Genomic DNA, 13,904 nt, shown 5'->3' on the forward strand with positions numbered 1-13,904 from the left:
GCACAAGGAATTGTCATGACATTGACCGAGCTGAAATACATCGTTGCCGTAGCACGCGAGCGTCATTTTGGACGTGCTGCCGAAGCCTGCTTTGTGAGCCAACCGACGCTGTCGGTGGCCATCAAGAAGTTGGAAGACGAATTAGGCGTGGTCATCTTCGAGCGTGGCGGGCCCGAGGTGGCTATTACCCCCATTGGGCTGCGCATCGTCACCCAAGCACAGAAAGTGCTGGAAGAGGGCGCCAACCTGCGCGAGATTGCCCGCCAGGGCCACGATCCTTTGGCTGGCCCTTTGCGCGTTGGCATTATTTACACCGTGGCACCGTACCTGCTGCCCAAGCTCGTTCCCAAGCAGATTGAGCTGACCCCGCAAATGCCACTTTTATTGCAAGAAAACTTTACCGTGCGTCTGCTGGAATTGCTGCGCCAAGGTGAGATTGATTGCGCCATTGTGGCCCTGCCTTTGCCTGAAACAGGCTTGGTTATCCGCGAGCTGTACGACGAGCCTTTTGTGGTGGCGATGCCCCATGAACACGCCTGGGCCAAGCGCAAGGAAATTGATCCCGAACAGCTGAAAGATCAGACCATGCTGCTGCTGGGTGCCGGCCATTGTTTCCGCGACCAGGTGCTGGATGTTTGCCCGGAGCTATCGCGCTTTTCAGCGTCCAGTGAAGGCATACAGCGCACCTTTGAAGGCTCTTCGCTGGAAACCATCCGTCATATGGTGGCCACTGGCATCGGTCTGACTGTCCTGCCAGCCAGCTCTTTGACAGCCCCCGGCCAGGCCAACGAACTGCTGGCCTATGTCCCCTTCAAAAAACCCATTCCAGATCGTCGCATTGCCTTGGTCTGGCGCAAAAGTTTTCCACGTACGTCGGCCATTGACGCCTTGACCCGTGGGATCATGGAAAGCGGCTTGGCTGGGGTCAACTACTTAAAAGTCGAATACAACAGCAATTTCCCGTATCCTGAACTAGCGTAAATCGCACACCTACTGCGTGTTATTCTGCTTCAGTACCTATTTAGCCCTCTGTTCAACAGGAGTCCACTATGGCAAAAGCCGTGAAAGCAGTCAGTAAAACCGCCAAGGTCAGCAAGGCCGAAGAAGCCCCAAACACTGATACCAAGGTCGCAGTTGCAGCCGATGTAAAGGCTGAACCAAAACCGGCAGCCGCCAAGGCCCCCGCCAAAAAAGTGACCGCTAAAAAGGCCGTCGCCAAAAAGCCTGCCACCGCAGCCAAAGCTCCCGCCAAGGCGGCTGCTAAACCTGCGGCCAAGCCAGCTGCCAAACCAGCCGCTGCTCGCAAGCCTGCCGCGGCCAAGCCGGTTGCCGCCGCCAAACCCGCTGCTCCTGCCAGCGCCGCCAGCAGCGCTCTGAAAATTGATATCGGTATTTCGACGGCAGACCGTGCTGCTGTGGTTAAAGAGTTGTCCAAGGTACTGGCCGACTCCTACACCGTGTACCTGATGACGCACAACTTCCACTGGAACGTCACCGGCCCCATGTTCAAGACACTGCATGAGCTGTTCATGACGCAGTACACCGAACTGTGGCAAGCCCTGGATGACATCGCCGAGCGTATCCGCGCCCTGGGTCACTACGCCCCTGGTACCTATGCCGAATTCCAGAAGCTGTCCTCCATCACCCAGCCCGCTTCCGTGCCGGATGCTACCACCATGATCGAGCTGCTGGTCAAAGGTAACGAAGCGCTGGCTCGTACTGCACGCACCGCTTTTGACCGTGCCGACTCGGCCGACGACCAGCCTACCGCTGACTTGTTGACCCAGCGTCTGGACGTACACGAGAAAAATGCATGGATGCTGCGTAGCCTGCTGCAGTAATTTCCATCTTATCGCCCTCAAATAGCGATAAAAAAAGGCCACCAAACGGTGGCCTTTCCTATTCCCCCTATAGAAAACCCTGAATTCAGGCGTCAGGCAGGCATAAAGCCCTGTTATCGGTGTATGCTTTCCTGCATATTCACGGAGGTGTTTTCTATGAAAATTCGTTTCACTCCTGTTGCAGCGGCCATGAGCCTGGCAACGGGTCTGCTCTTGTCCGGTGCTGCTCACGCTGACAACATCCGTATTGCACTGGCCGGTCCTTTCACAGGCTCGGTTACCCAATACGGTGACATGGTCAAACAAGGCGTCGATACGGCCATCGAACAGATCAACGCTGCCGGTGGCGTTCTGGGCAAACAGCTCGAACTGGTCACTGTTGACGATGCCTGCGAACCCAAGCAAGGTCCCGTCGCAGCCAACCGTATCGTGAATGACAAGATCCACTATGTTGTCGGTCACGTTTGTTCGGGCGCTACCATCGCGGCCACCGATATCTACAACAACGAAGGCGTGTTGATGGTGACTCCATCGGCAACAGCACCTGCTGTTACCGACGGCAAAGGCTACGAAATGATCCTGCGCACCATTGGTCGCGACGATCAGCAAGGTCCAGCCGCTGCCAAGTTCATCCTGGAACAGATCAAGCCCACTAAAGTTGCCGTCCTGCACGATAAACAGTCCTACGGCCAAGGTATTGCCGCTTCGGTTCGTTCCGAACTGCAAAAAGCCGGTACCGAAGTTGCCCTGTTTGAAGGCATTAACGCGGGGGACAGCGATTACTCCGCCGTCATCACCAAGCTGAAATCCACCGGCGTGGACTTCGTGTACTTTGGTGGCTACCACCCTGAAATGGGCCTGCTGCTGCGTCAAGCCGCTGAGCAAGGCGTGAAAGTCCACTTCATGGGACCGGAAGGCGTGGGTAACCCCGACATTAACGCCATTGCCGGCAAAGCCGTTGAAGGCATGCTGCTGACCTTGCCTGCGGACTTCTCGCAAGATCCGGACAACCAGGCCATCGTCCAGGCTTTCAAGGACAAGAAGCGCGATCCTAGCGGTGCGTTCCAGCTGTCTGCTTACGCCGCAACTATTGCGATTGCCGAAGGCATCAAGGGCGCTGGCGAGGACGATCCAGTCAAAGTGGCCGACTACCTGCACGCCAACAGCGTGAAAACGCCTATCGGTCAAATCAGCTGGAACAAGCAGGGCGACCTGAACGACTTCAAATTTGACGTCTTCAGCTGGCACGCTGACGGCTCCAAAACCGTCTACGGCAAGTAATTCCTGATTCTTGCTCGTAAAAAAACCGGCCTTCGGGCCGGTTTTTTATTATGTATCGCCTTGGCGCACCTTGCTTCAGGCAGGCTGCTCAGGCCTCGATACGCAAACCCGTATCGCGGTCGAACCAATGCAAAGGGTGGGGTGGCATGTAGCCAATCTGGATGGCCTCGCCAATTTGAATTGGATATTCGCGAGTCTGCTCAATCGGGCAGCGCACAATGATGCGATAGTCGCCACAACCCAGATGCAGCAACTGCTCGGAACCCAGAATTTCCACCATTTCCACCTGCGTAGTCACACCGGGCACATGCAGCTGGATGTGTTCTGGTCGTATGCCCAGGAACACCTTGCGGCCACGCACCGCAGCGGGCACCATTTCCGGGCCAAACTGCACAGGCTGGCCATTGTCTTGCGTGATCTGACCTTGTGCATCCACCTCTACTGGCAACAGGTTCATGGGCGGTGAGCCAATGAAAGTGGCCACAAAGACGGAAGCAGGCTTTTCAAATACCTCGGCGGGTGTCCCGATTTGCTCAGGTATGCCCTGATTCATCACAATCATGCGCTCGGCCAAGGTCATGGCTTCAATTTGATCGTGAGTCACATACAGGCTGGTGGTTTTCAGGCGACGATGCAGTTTCTGAATTTCCAGACGCATCTGCACTCGCAGCTTGGCATCCAGATTGGACAGGGGCTCGTCAAACAGAAACACCTTGGGTTCACGCACAATCGCACGGCCCATCGCAACACGCTGACGCTGGCCCCCTGACAGTTGCCCAGGACGACGTTCCAGCAGGGCACCCAATTCCAAGATCGCAGCGGCGGCATTGACCCTTTGCTTGATTTCATCCTTGGAAAACTTACGGATTTTCAAGCCATACGCCATATTGTCAAAGACTGACATATGGGGGTAGAGCGCGTAGTTCTGGAACACCATGGCAATGTCACGTTCAGCCGGTTCCAGATCATTGACGACCTTGCCGTCGATCAGCACCTGACCTGCCGTGACAGATTCCAGCCCCGCCACCATACGCATCAAGGTCGATTTACCGCATCCAGAGGGGCCCACAATCACCACGAACTCGCCATCCTTCACGTCCACATCAATGCCGTGAATAACGACCGTCCCGTTCGGGTAGGTTTTCTTGACGCCTTCAAATCGTAAGCTAGCCATTCAATAAAGCCTGTAGAGAATTACTTTTCAGAGTCGATGAGACCTTTGACGAACCACTTTTGCATCAGCATCACCACCAGGGCTGGCGGGATCATGGCCAAAAGGGCCGTGGCCATCACCACGTTCCACTCGGTCACGCTGTCACCACCGGAAATCATGCGCCGGATACCAACCACGATCGGGTACATATCCTCTTTGGTGGTAATGATCAGCGGCCACAAATACTGGTTCCAGCCGTAGATAAACTGAATCACAAACAAAGCGGCAATGCTGGTCTTGGACAAGGGCAGCAGAACATCTTTAAAAAACCGCATCGGGCCGGCACCATCAATACGGGCGGCCTCGATCAATTCATCGGGCACCGTCAAAAAGAACTGGCGAAACAGGAAGGTCGCGGTTGCTGAAGCGATCAAGGGCAGGATCAGGCCCCCATAGCTGTCCAGCAACTGCAGGTCCGCCACGACCTTGTACGTGGGCATAATGCGCACTTCCACCGGCAGCATCAGGGTGACGAAAATCATCCAGAAAAACAGCATGCGGAACGGGAAGCGAAAATACACCACGGCAAAGGCCGAGAGCATGGAAATAATGATCTTGCCAACCGCGATGCCCAGCGCCATTACCATGCTGACCAGCAACATGCGTCCCACTGGTGGGGAGTTGGTCGCCGTCCCCTGCAAAGCGGTGATGTAGTTCTCTACCATGTGCGAGCCCGGCCAGAGCGACATGGGCGCACGGGCCACTTCCGCACTGGTCTGAGTGGAAGCTACAAAGGTGATGTACAAGGGCAGGGCAATCACGATCACACCCAGAATCAGGGTCAGATGCGTGAAAAAATCAAGAATAGGGCGTCGTTCAACCATGACTATGTTCCTTGCTGCGCATCAGCTGTACGTCACTTTGCGATCAATATAGCGGAACTGAATCACCGTCAGCGCCACAACCACCGCCATCAGCACCACAGACTGGGCTGCCGAAGAACCAATATCCAGGCCACGGAAACCCGTGTTGTAGACCCGGTAAACCAGAATCGAGGTGGCTTCACCCGGCCCGCCCTGACTGACCACGTCAATAATGGCGAAGGTGTCAAAGAAGGCATAAATAATGTTCACGACCAGCAGGAAGAAAGTCGTCGGGGCCAGCAAAGGAAACACAATGCCCCAGAAACGGCGCATGGGACCGGCACCATCCATGGCGGCCGCTTCAATCAGGGAGCGCGGGATGGCTTGCAGGCCAGCCAGGAAAAACAGAAAGTTGTAGGAGATCTGCTTCCAGACCGAAGCAATCACCACCAGCAACATGGCGTCATTGCCATTCAAGCGTGGATTCCACTGAATGCCATGCTCCAGCAGGAACACGGCCACAATCCCTACAGAGGGGGAGAACAGGAACAACCACAACACCCCGGCCACCGCCGTTGCCACGGCATAAGGCCAGATCAGCAAGCTGCGATACAGCAGCGCGCCTCGTATCACTCTATTCGCCATCACGGCCAGAACCAAAGCCACGACCAGGCCCAACACTGACACGGCAAGCGAAAATACCGCCGTCGTCTTGAACGAGGCCATATATTCTGCACTATTGAACAGCTCGGCAAAGTTATCCAAGCCTACAAACTGCGAAGACAGGCCAAAGGGGTCTTCCAAATGAAAAGCCTGCCACAGCGCTTGACCGGCAGGCAGAAAAAAGAAGATCAGAGTAATGGCTAGCTGCGGAGCAAGTAGCAAATAGGGCAGTGTCTTATGACGAAAGACGACACGTTTTTCCATAGGTTTGCGCGCAATGGGAAGGGAGCGCCACCATCAGGGTGACAGACTTCAAGTGAAACGAAAAGCGTATGAGTGGCTTGGACGATAGGGTGACAGCTTACTGGCTTGAAGCCAAGACAGGACACCGTCCGCACACACTCATACGCTGGATTGTAAACCACCCGCCCAAGGCGGGTCGGGCTTACTTCACGCTCTTTTCAAAGCGCTCCAACAGTTCATTGCCACGGCTTTGCATGGCTTTCAAACCTTCTTCAGGGGTGACTTTGCCGGCAAAAATCTGTTCCATCACACCGTCTTCGATGTCACGAATCTGTGGCAAGGAACCCAGACGAATACCACGCGAGTTCTCGGTGGTGCTGGCGTCCAGCTGTTTGACGGCAACATCTGCACCCACGTTCTTGGCGTAGAAATCGGAGTCCTTGGTCTTTTCAAAGCCCGCTTTGGTCACAGGCACATAACCGGTGTCCTGGTGCCAGGCGGCGGCTTGCTCAGGGCTGGAGATGAAGTGGAAGAATTCAGTCACGCCCTTGTAGACATCATCGGACTTCTTGGCAAAAACCCACAGGGAAGCGCCACCAATAATGGAGTTCTGAGGCGCGCCCTGTACATCGCTGTAATAGGGCAGGCTGCTGGTGCCAAATTCAAATTCGCCGGTTTTGATGATGTTGGCGCGGTTACCGCTGGAGCCGGTAAACATGCCGCACTTGCCGCTGGTAAACAGGGCGTTGGCCGTATCACCACGACCGCCGTAGGAGAAGGAACCATCCTTGGACATATTTGCCAGGAAAGTCATGTGCTTCAGGAACAGTGGGTTATCCAGCTGCAGGCGAGCGCTGGGGCCGCCAAAGCCGTTGTTCTCGCTGGCAAAGGGGATGTTGTGCCAGGCGGCAAAGTTCTCCAGCAGAATCCAGGAGGGCCAGGAAGAGGTGTAGCCACACTCCTGACCGGACTCACGCAGTTTCTTGGCGGCTTCGTGCAGCTCCTGCCAGGTCTTGGGCGGCTTCTCGGCATCCAGGCCAGCTTTCTTGAAGGCGTCCTTGTTGTAGTACAGCACCGGGGTGGAGCTGTTAAAAGGCATGGAAATCAGCTTGCCTTCGTTGGAGGAGTAGTAGCCGGCAACCGCACCCAGAAAGTCATCCGGGTTGATAGGTTTGCCCGCTTTTTCCGACATTTCCTGAACTGGCTGAATGGCGCCCTTGGCAGCCATCATGGTGGCAGTCCCCACCTCGAATACTTGCAAAATATCGGGGGCATTACCGGCACGGAAAGCGGCGACACCGGCGTTCATGGACTCGCCATAGTTGCCTTTATACGAGGCTTTAACCTGGTAGTCCGACTGAGATGCGTTAAAGTCTTTGACTAATGCATTAACCCGTTCGCCCAAGGCTCCTTCCATTGAATGCCAGAACTGAATTTCTGTGGCCGCTTGCGCAGTGCCGATAGAAGCAATCAGACCGGCTAGAGACAGAGCAAATAGTTTTGTTCGCATCAGGCTTTCTCCTGTATAAAAGGTGCCGCTAAGGTGTAGCAGGTTTTAAAACTCAAGCTTATGACTTGTTTATGACGCTCTCGTGAATGTATCCATGACAGCGTTATATAAGCAATGACTAATTACCCTCAAACGCTAAGAAAACGTGTCAGAGGACAGATTTTTAATGGGAGCGATGATGAATCCACACGATACCTCTTTTAAGCTGGCGTTTATCGGCGCGGGCAATATGGCCAGTGCCTTGGCGGCTGGTTTAATTGGGAAACGCTGCGGCGGCTCGGACGTTTTGGCGATTGATATTTACCCGCCCGCCCTGGAGTCCTGGGCCCAGCAGGGAGTACAAACCGCGTATGAACCCGGCCCAGCCTTGTCCAAGCAGCGTATCTGGGTTTTTGCCGTCAAGCCCCAGGTCATGAAAGAGACCGTACTGGCCTGCAAACCCTATCTGCAAGAGGACACCCTGGTGATCAGCGTGGCCGCTGGCATTCCGGCAACCGCTCTGGCCCAATGGCTGGGCGAACCCGGCCTGCCGTACCAGCGTGTAATCCGCTGTATGCCCAATACCCCGGCCTTTATTGGTTGTGGCATTACTGGCCTGATGGCCCTGGAACAAGTGGATGAAAGCGATAAAGCCATTGCGCAGCAATTGTTGAAATCCGTGGGGGAAGTGGTCTGGGTTGAAAATGATGCAGCCATTGATGCCGTCACGGCGGTTTCAGGCAGTGGTCCAGCTTACGTGTTTTTGTTCATCGAAGCTTTGATCAAAGCCGGTATCGAGCAAGGTTTGTCGCCAGAACAGGCCCGCCAGCTGTCCCTGGCAACGCTGCACGGCGCCACCCAGTTGGCCACCTTGTCGCCGGAAGAACCCTCGATCTTGCGCGAGCGCGTCACCTCCAAAGGGGGGACTACGGCAGCCGCCCTGAATATCTTTAACGAAGGCGGCTTTACACCCCTGGTCCAAAAAGCAGTCAATGCTGCCAAAGTGCGTGCCGGAGAGCTGGCCCAAGAGTTTTCCTGATCCCCGGATTACTCCCTATAGCATCGTCAAAAATTGATATAGCGCAATAAAAAAGCAGTAAAACAAAGAGCAGGGGAGTTCTCAAGGGAGCTCCTCTTTTCTTTTATAAACAAGGCTTTTAGTATGCGAGCGGGTTTTGGAAACACCCTGTTAACAATGCCTCGTTATTTTCAAAATAAATAAGCAGGGCGCTAGGGCTTATACGAAGTGACAAGTTTTAGGCGGCTCCCCCAAAATGGGTTCCCCTGGAGCATAACAATGCCTATCCAGACCCCAGAATAAGCACTTTCTAAAAAGCAATGCCGGGAACCCCCGGCCTCGGGAGACAGCTGCTATGACCCTTACTCGACGCTTTACCCCCGCTCTGACCGCCTTGGCCACCGTACTGGCCATGGGCACCGCCTATGCGGCGGACACCATCAAAATTGGTATCCCTCAACCCATGACTGGTCCCTCCACCCAATATGGTGACCAAATCCAGGCCGGTGCATTGACCGCAATTGACGCGATTAACGCAGCAGGGGGTGTCAAAGGCAAAAAGCTGGAAGCCGTCCTGATTGACGATGCGTGCGAACCCAAACAGGCTGTGCCTGCAGCCAACCGTGTGGTCAACTCCGGCGCGAAATTCGCCGTGGCCCACGCGTGCTCGGGAACCACGGTGCCCGCCGTGAACATTTACGAGCAGGAAGGCATTGTGGCGATTACTCCCGGTGCGACCTCGCCTCTGGTCACCGACACCATCAAGCCCCATTACTTTTTCCGCACCATTGGTCGTGACGACCAGCAAGGCCCCTTTGCGGCCGACTACATTGCTGACGTCCTCAAGCCCAAGAGCATTGCCGTCCTGCACGACAAGCAGACTTACGGCTCCGGGGTTGCCACGCAAGTGCGTGACGCGCTCAAGAAAAAGAACATGAACATTGTCATGTACGAGGGCATTAACGTCGGTGACAGCGATTACTCGGCCGTGATCACCAAGCTCAAGGGCGTGAACCCCGATCTGATTTATTTCGGTGGTTACCATGCCGAGCTGGGCCTGCTGCTGCGTCAGGCGCGTGAACAAGGCATGACCAACACCTTCATGGGTCCGGAAGGCGTTGCCAACCGCGACCTGGTCGCCATTGCCGGTCCGGCAGTGGAAGGTTTGCTGGTGACCTTGCCAACCGACTTCACCAAGATGCCGGCCAACAAGGATGTGATGGAAAACTTCAGCAAATACAAGCGCAATCCTAACGGGGCCTTTACCTTCCCGGCCTACGCGGCCGTGCAAATTATTGCCGATACAATCAATGCGGTAGGCGAAGATTCGGCCAAGGGAGCCGACTACATGCACGCTAATGCGTTCAATACCGCCATTGGCAAGGTAGAATACGACGCCAAGGGTGATTTGAAGCATTTCGAATTTGCCGTTTTCAAGTGGGATAAAGAAGGTAACTTTGATCTAGTTGAGAAATAAGACTGGATTATGTGCCCCCGCTCTTTACGAAGAACGGGGGCATTGCTTTTGGATGCCCACAAAGCCTCAGAACAAAACGACGGACTCAACGGAAAAAAACAAGCATGTCTGATTTACTCCCTCAGATCGTGCAGCAGCTGTTCAATGGATTATCCTTGGGCGCTATTTATGCACTGATCGCCATCGGCTACACAATGGTCTATGGCATTATCGGAATGATTAACTTTGCCCACGGCGAGATCTACATGATCGGCGCCTATGTCGGGCTGGTAACCCTGACTGCGATTGGCGTAGGCTCGGGTCTGCCCATCTGGCTGATCATTCTTATCATGTTGCTGGTTGCCATCCTGGCAACCGCGGTTTACGGCTATGCGATTGAAAAAGTTGCCTATGCACCGCTGCGTGGCAGCCCTCGGCTGGTCCCGCTGATCTCGGCCATTGGTATGTCCATTTTCTTGCAGAACTGGGTTGCCCTGGGCCAGGGCGCACGCGATATGGCAGTGCCCACCTTGCTGTCCGGCTCCTTTCAGTTCAGCCTGGGCGCAGACGGCTTTACCGTCACGGCGCCATACTCACGCGTCATGATCATTGTCGTGACCGTGGTGCTGATGATCATGCTCAGCCTCTACATCAAGTACTCGCGTCTGGGTCGCGCCTCGCGTGCATGTTCACAAGACTTGCGCATGGCCAACCTGCTGGGTATCGACACCAATAAAATCATCTCCTTTACCTTTGTCATCGGCGCCATGCTGGCTGCCGTGGGCGGCGTGCTGATTGCCACCGCCATTGGCAAGCTGAACCCCTTCATCGGCTTTATTGCCGGTATCAAGGCCTTTACGGCAGCCGTGCTGGGCGGTATTGGCAGCATCCCGGGCGCCATGCTGGGCGGTGTCCTGCTGGGTCTGGCAGAAACCTTTGCCGCTGCCTTTATTTCGTCGCAGTACAAGGACATCGTGGCCTTTTTACTGTTGGTCTTTATCCTGCTGTTCCGCCCAACGGGCCTGCTGGGTAAACCCGAGGTGGAGAAAGTCTGATGATGAACCGCTTTAGCAATGCATTTATCGCCGCTGTCTTGGCAGGCATTATTGTGGCTCCCGTCTTTGGCCTGCAAATTGTGCGCGCCGGGATGAACACCCATCTGGAAAGCGATTGGCAGATCATTCTGATCGGTATGGCACTGGTCTTTGTGGTCCAGCTGATCCGTCCTAACGTCAATCGCACCAAGATACGTGAAAGCCGCTGGACGCTGCCCAAACTGAGCATGCAGCACAAGAAGATCCTGCTGTACATCGTGATCGCTTGTGCCGTGGTCTGGCCCTTTTTTGGTGGGCGTGCCCAGGTGGATATTGCCACCCTGGTGCTGATCTACATCATGCTGGGCCTGGGGCTGAATATCGTGGTGGGCTTTGCTGGCCTGCTGGACCTGGGTTTTGTGGGCTTTTACGCCGTGGGTGCCTACACTTACGCCTTGCTCTATCACTACGCAGGCTGGGGCTTCTGGGAAGCACTGCCATTAGCGGGTGGTATGGCGGCCCTGTTCGGCTTTCTGCTGGGTTTCCCCGTGCTGCGCTTGCGTGGCGACTATCTGGCTATCGTCACCCTGGGTTTTGGTGAAATCATTCGCCTCTTGCTCATCAATATGTATGACCTGACCGGCGGCCCGGATGGCATCTCCGGTATCCCCAAGCCAACCGTATTCGGTTTCCCCATGGCACGCCGTGCGCCAGAAGGGCAGACCACCTTCCATGACCTGATGGGCTGGACCTTCAGTAACCAGGACGTGGTGGTGTATCTGTACTTGATGGCCCTGGCGCTGGCCCTGATCACCCTGCTGGTTTCCAGCCGTGTGGTGCGCATGCCTATTGGCCGTGCCTGGGAAGCCCTGCGCGAAGACGAGATTGCTTGCCGCTCGCTGGGTCTGAACCCCACCACCATCAAACTGTCCGCCTTTACCATGGGTGCCATGTTTGCCGGTTTTGGTGGTGCTTTCTTTGCCGCCCGTCAAGGTCTGGTCAACCCAGAGTCCTTCACCTTTATTGAATCCGCCCTGATCCTGGCCATCGTGGTGCTGGGTGGTATGGGTTCACAAATCGGCGTTATTCTGGCGGCCATTGTGCTGACTGTGGTCCCTGAACTGGCCCGAGAGTTTGCGGAGTATCGGATGTTGATTTTTGGTCTGGTCATGGTGGCCATGATGGTTTGGCGTCCACAGGGCCTGCTGCCTGTGCAACGTCCTCATGTGGAGTTGCGTACGTGAGCCCATTACTCCGAGTATCCGATCTGTCGATGCGTTTTGGTGGCTTGCTGGCGGTGGATTCCGTCAGCTTCGATGTGGCTAAAGACGAAGTGTTTGCCATCATCGGCCCCAACGGCGCCGGTAAAACCACGGTATTTAACTGCGTAGGCGGCTTTTACAAGCCCACTTCCGGTTCCGTCACCCTGGAAGACCAGCCCATTCACGGCCTGTCCAGCCACAAGGTGGCACAAAAAGGCCTGGTACGTACTTTCCAGAACGTGCGTCTGTTCAAGAAGCTGACGGTGCTGGAGAACCTGCTGGTTGCCCAGCACAGCCAGCTCAAGGCCGGCTTTTTGTCCGGTCTGCTGAACCTGTCACGCTACAAGCAGTCCGAAAAGGAAGCTAAAGAGCGTGCGGTGACATGGCTGGACTTCATGGGCCTGACCGATATGGCCAACCGTGAAGCGGGCAACCTGGCCTACGGCCACCAGCGCCGCCTGGAAATTGCACGTTGCATGATCACCCAGCCGCGCTTGCTGATGCTGGACGAACCTGCGGCGGGCCTGAATCCCCAAGAAAAACGCGATCTGCAAGCCCTGATCGACCAACTGCGCCGCGAATTTGGCGTGGCCGTCCTGCTGATCGAGCACGATATGAGCCTGGTTATGGGCGTATCAGACCGGATCCTGGTTATGGAATATGGCAAACCCATTGCCACCGGCCTGCCTGAAGAAGTGCGCAATGATCCGCGCGTCATCAAAGCCTATCTGGGGGAAGAATAAGTGCTGAAGCTGGACTCCGTATCTACCCATTACGGCGCTATTCAGGCGCTGGATCAAGTTAGCGTGGACGTGAATCAGGGCGAGATCGTCACCCTGATTGGCGCGAATGGCGCTGGCAAAACCACCTTGCTCATGACCGTTTGCGGCTCGCCCCGAGCCAGCTCGGGCAGCATCAGCTTCATGGGCGAAGACATCACCCACGCCGACACGCACCGCATCATGCGCAAAGGCATCGCCATCTCTCCTGAAGGCCGTCGCGTCTTTCCAGACCTGACCGTGTCGGAAAACCTGAAGATGGGCGGTTTCTTTCTGAACCGCAGCGAGATCGACGAAGGAGAGGAGCACGTCTACAAACTGTTCCCCCGCCTGAAAGAACGCGCTGCGCAACGAGCAGGAACCATGTCAGGTGGTGAGCAGCAAATGCTGGCCATCGGTCGCGCACTGATGAGCAAACCGTCCTTGCTGCTGCTGGACGAACCTACCTTGGGCCTGGCCCCGCTGATCATCGCCCAGATCTTTGACATCATCCGTACCATTCGGGATGAAGGCGTGACGGTGTTTCTGGTAGAGCAGAATGCCAATAAGGCCCTGCAAGTCGCAGACCGTGGCTATGTGCTGGAAACCGGCAAGGTAGTGATGCAGGATACCGGCGCCAATCTGCTGGCGAATCCGGATATTCGGAAGGCGTATTTGGGGGCTTAGACAGCCAGCGAATGCAGTCTCAAAGCGGTAGAGCGTCATCGATTTAAGGCACGCTTTAATTTACGTGCTTGAAAAAAACCTGAATCTCAGCTTTTGCTGGATTCAGGTTTTTTTTATTCGGGTGACAAGTCAGAACAAGGCCGTTCGCACCAGAAC

Annotated in this window: 13 protein-coding genes; 9 read left to right on the top strand and 4 right to left on the bottom strand. The window is 55.4% G+C overall.

All coding sequences use genetic code 11. From position 1 onward, the window contains the following. Nucleotides 1-15 precede the first annotated feature (15 nt). The 3 genes from OSH04_RS00190 to OSH04_RS00200 all read left to right on the top strand — a co-directional run bounded on the left by OSH04_RS00190 (nt 16) and on the right by OSH04_RS00200 (nt 3,122). On the top strand, nt 16-981 hold the full coding sequence (locus OSH04_RS00190) for a LysR substrate-binding domain-containing protein (protein ID WP_009453943.1): 966 nt from the start codon (nt 16-18) through the stop codon (nt 979-981). Between the two features lie 392 nt (nt 982-1,373). Further along, complete coding sequence (locus OSH04_RS00195) at nt 1,374-1,841, top strand: Dps family protein (protein ID WP_026482584.1); 468 nt, start codon at nt 1,374-1,376, stop codon at nt 1,839-1,841. A 156-nt stretch (nt 1,842-1,997) separates the two neighbouring features. Next, nucleotides 1,998-3,122, top strand: a complete 1,125-nt coding sequence (locus OSH04_RS00200; protein WP_026482583.1) for a branched-chain amino acid ABC transporter substrate-binding protein — start codon at nt 1,998-2,000, stop codon at nt 3,120-3,122. An 88-nt stretch (nt 3,123-3,210) separates the two neighbouring features. On the opposite strand, the gene OSH04_RS00205 is transcribed toward OSH04_RS00200, so the two are convergent. From OSH04_RS00205 to ugpB, 4 genes are all read right to left on the bottom strand, one after another. Then, entirely contained in the window at nt 3,211-4,296 is a 1,086-nt protein-coding gene (locus tag OSH04_RS00205; RefSeq protein ID WP_266107701.1) for a sn-glycerol-3-phosphate import ATP-binding protein UgpC, read from the bottom strand. Nucleotides 4,297-4,316: 20 nt separating this feature from the next. After that, nucleotides 4,317-5,159, bottom strand: a complete 843-nt coding sequence (gene ugpE / locus OSH04_RS00210; protein ID WP_021446597.1) for a sn-glycerol-3-phosphate ABC transporter permease UgpE — start codon at nt 5,157-5,159, stop codon at nt 4,317-4,319. A gap of 21 nt (nt 5,160-5,180) precedes the next feature. Further along, nucleotides 5,181-6,065, bottom strand: a complete 885-nt coding sequence (gene ugpA / locus OSH04_RS00215) for a sn-glycerol-3-phosphate ABC transporter permease UgpA (RefSeq protein WP_009453951.1) — start codon at nt 6,063-6,065, stop codon at nt 5,181-5,183. 181 nt (nt 6,066-6,246) lie between these two features. Next, nucleotides 6,247-7,554, bottom strand: a complete 1,308-nt coding sequence (gene ugpB / locus OSH04_RS00220) for a sn-glycerol-3-phosphate ABC transporter substrate-binding protein UgpB (protein ID WP_009453953.1) — start codon at nt 7,552-7,554, stop codon at nt 6,247-6,249. Nucleotides 7,555-7,720: 166 nt separating this feature from the next. Here ugpB and proC point away from each other — a divergent pair, with 166 nt between their 5' ends. The 6 genes from proC (at nt 7,721) to OSH04_RS00250 (ending at nt 13,748) form a co-directional block, all read left to right on the top strand. After that, nucleotides 7,721-8,572 (top strand): pyrroline-5-carboxylate reductase, encoded by an 852-nt coding sequence (proC, locus tag OSH04_RS00225; protein WP_266107702.1) that lies wholly within the window; start codon nt 7,721-7,723, stop codon nt 8,570-8,572. A gap of 334 nt (nt 8,573-8,906) precedes the next feature. Then, nucleotides 8,907-10,028: a high-affinity branched-chain amino acid ABC transporter substrate-binding protein gene (locus tag OSH04_RS00230; RefSeq protein ID WP_035271556.1), complete on the top strand. Its 1,122-nt coding sequence runs from the start codon at nt 8,907-8,909 to the stop codon at nt 10,026-10,028. A gap of 104 nt (nt 10,029-10,132) precedes the next feature. Then, nucleotides 10,133-11,062, top strand: a complete 930-nt coding sequence (livH, locus tag OSH04_RS00235; protein WP_266107703.1) for a high-affinity branched-chain amino acid ABC transporter permease LivH — start codon at nt 10,133-10,135, stop codon at nt 11,060-11,062. Then, entirely contained in the window at nt 11,062-12,285 is a 1,224-nt protein-coding gene (gene livM / locus OSH04_RS00240) for a high-affinity branched-chain amino acid ABC transporter permease LivM (RefSeq protein ID WP_226348658.1), read from the top strand. The genes livH and livM overlap by 1 nt, the downstream gene beginning before the upstream one ends. Beyond that, a complete protein-coding gene (gene livG / locus OSH04_RS00245; protein WP_035271558.1) occupies nt 12,282-13,046 on the top strand; it encodes a high-affinity branched-chain amino acid ABC transporter ATP-binding protein LivG in 765 nt (254 codons plus the stop codon). The genes livM and livG overlap by 4 nt, the downstream gene beginning before the upstream one ends. After that, nucleotides 13,047-13,748 carry an ABC transporter ATP-binding protein gene (locus OSH04_RS00250; protein WP_009453966.1) on the top strand — a complete coding sequence of 234 codons (702 nt, stop codon included), beginning with the start codon at nt 13,047-13,049 and terminating at the stop codon, nt 13,746-13,748. Nucleotides 13,749-13,904 lie beyond the last annotated feature (156 nt).

It is taken from the genome of Alcaligenes nematophilus, assembly GCF_026344155.1.
GTDB classification, from domain to species: Bacteria; Pseudomonadota; Gammaproteobacteria; order Burkholderiales; family Burkholderiaceae_B; genus Alcaligenes; species Alcaligenes phenolicus.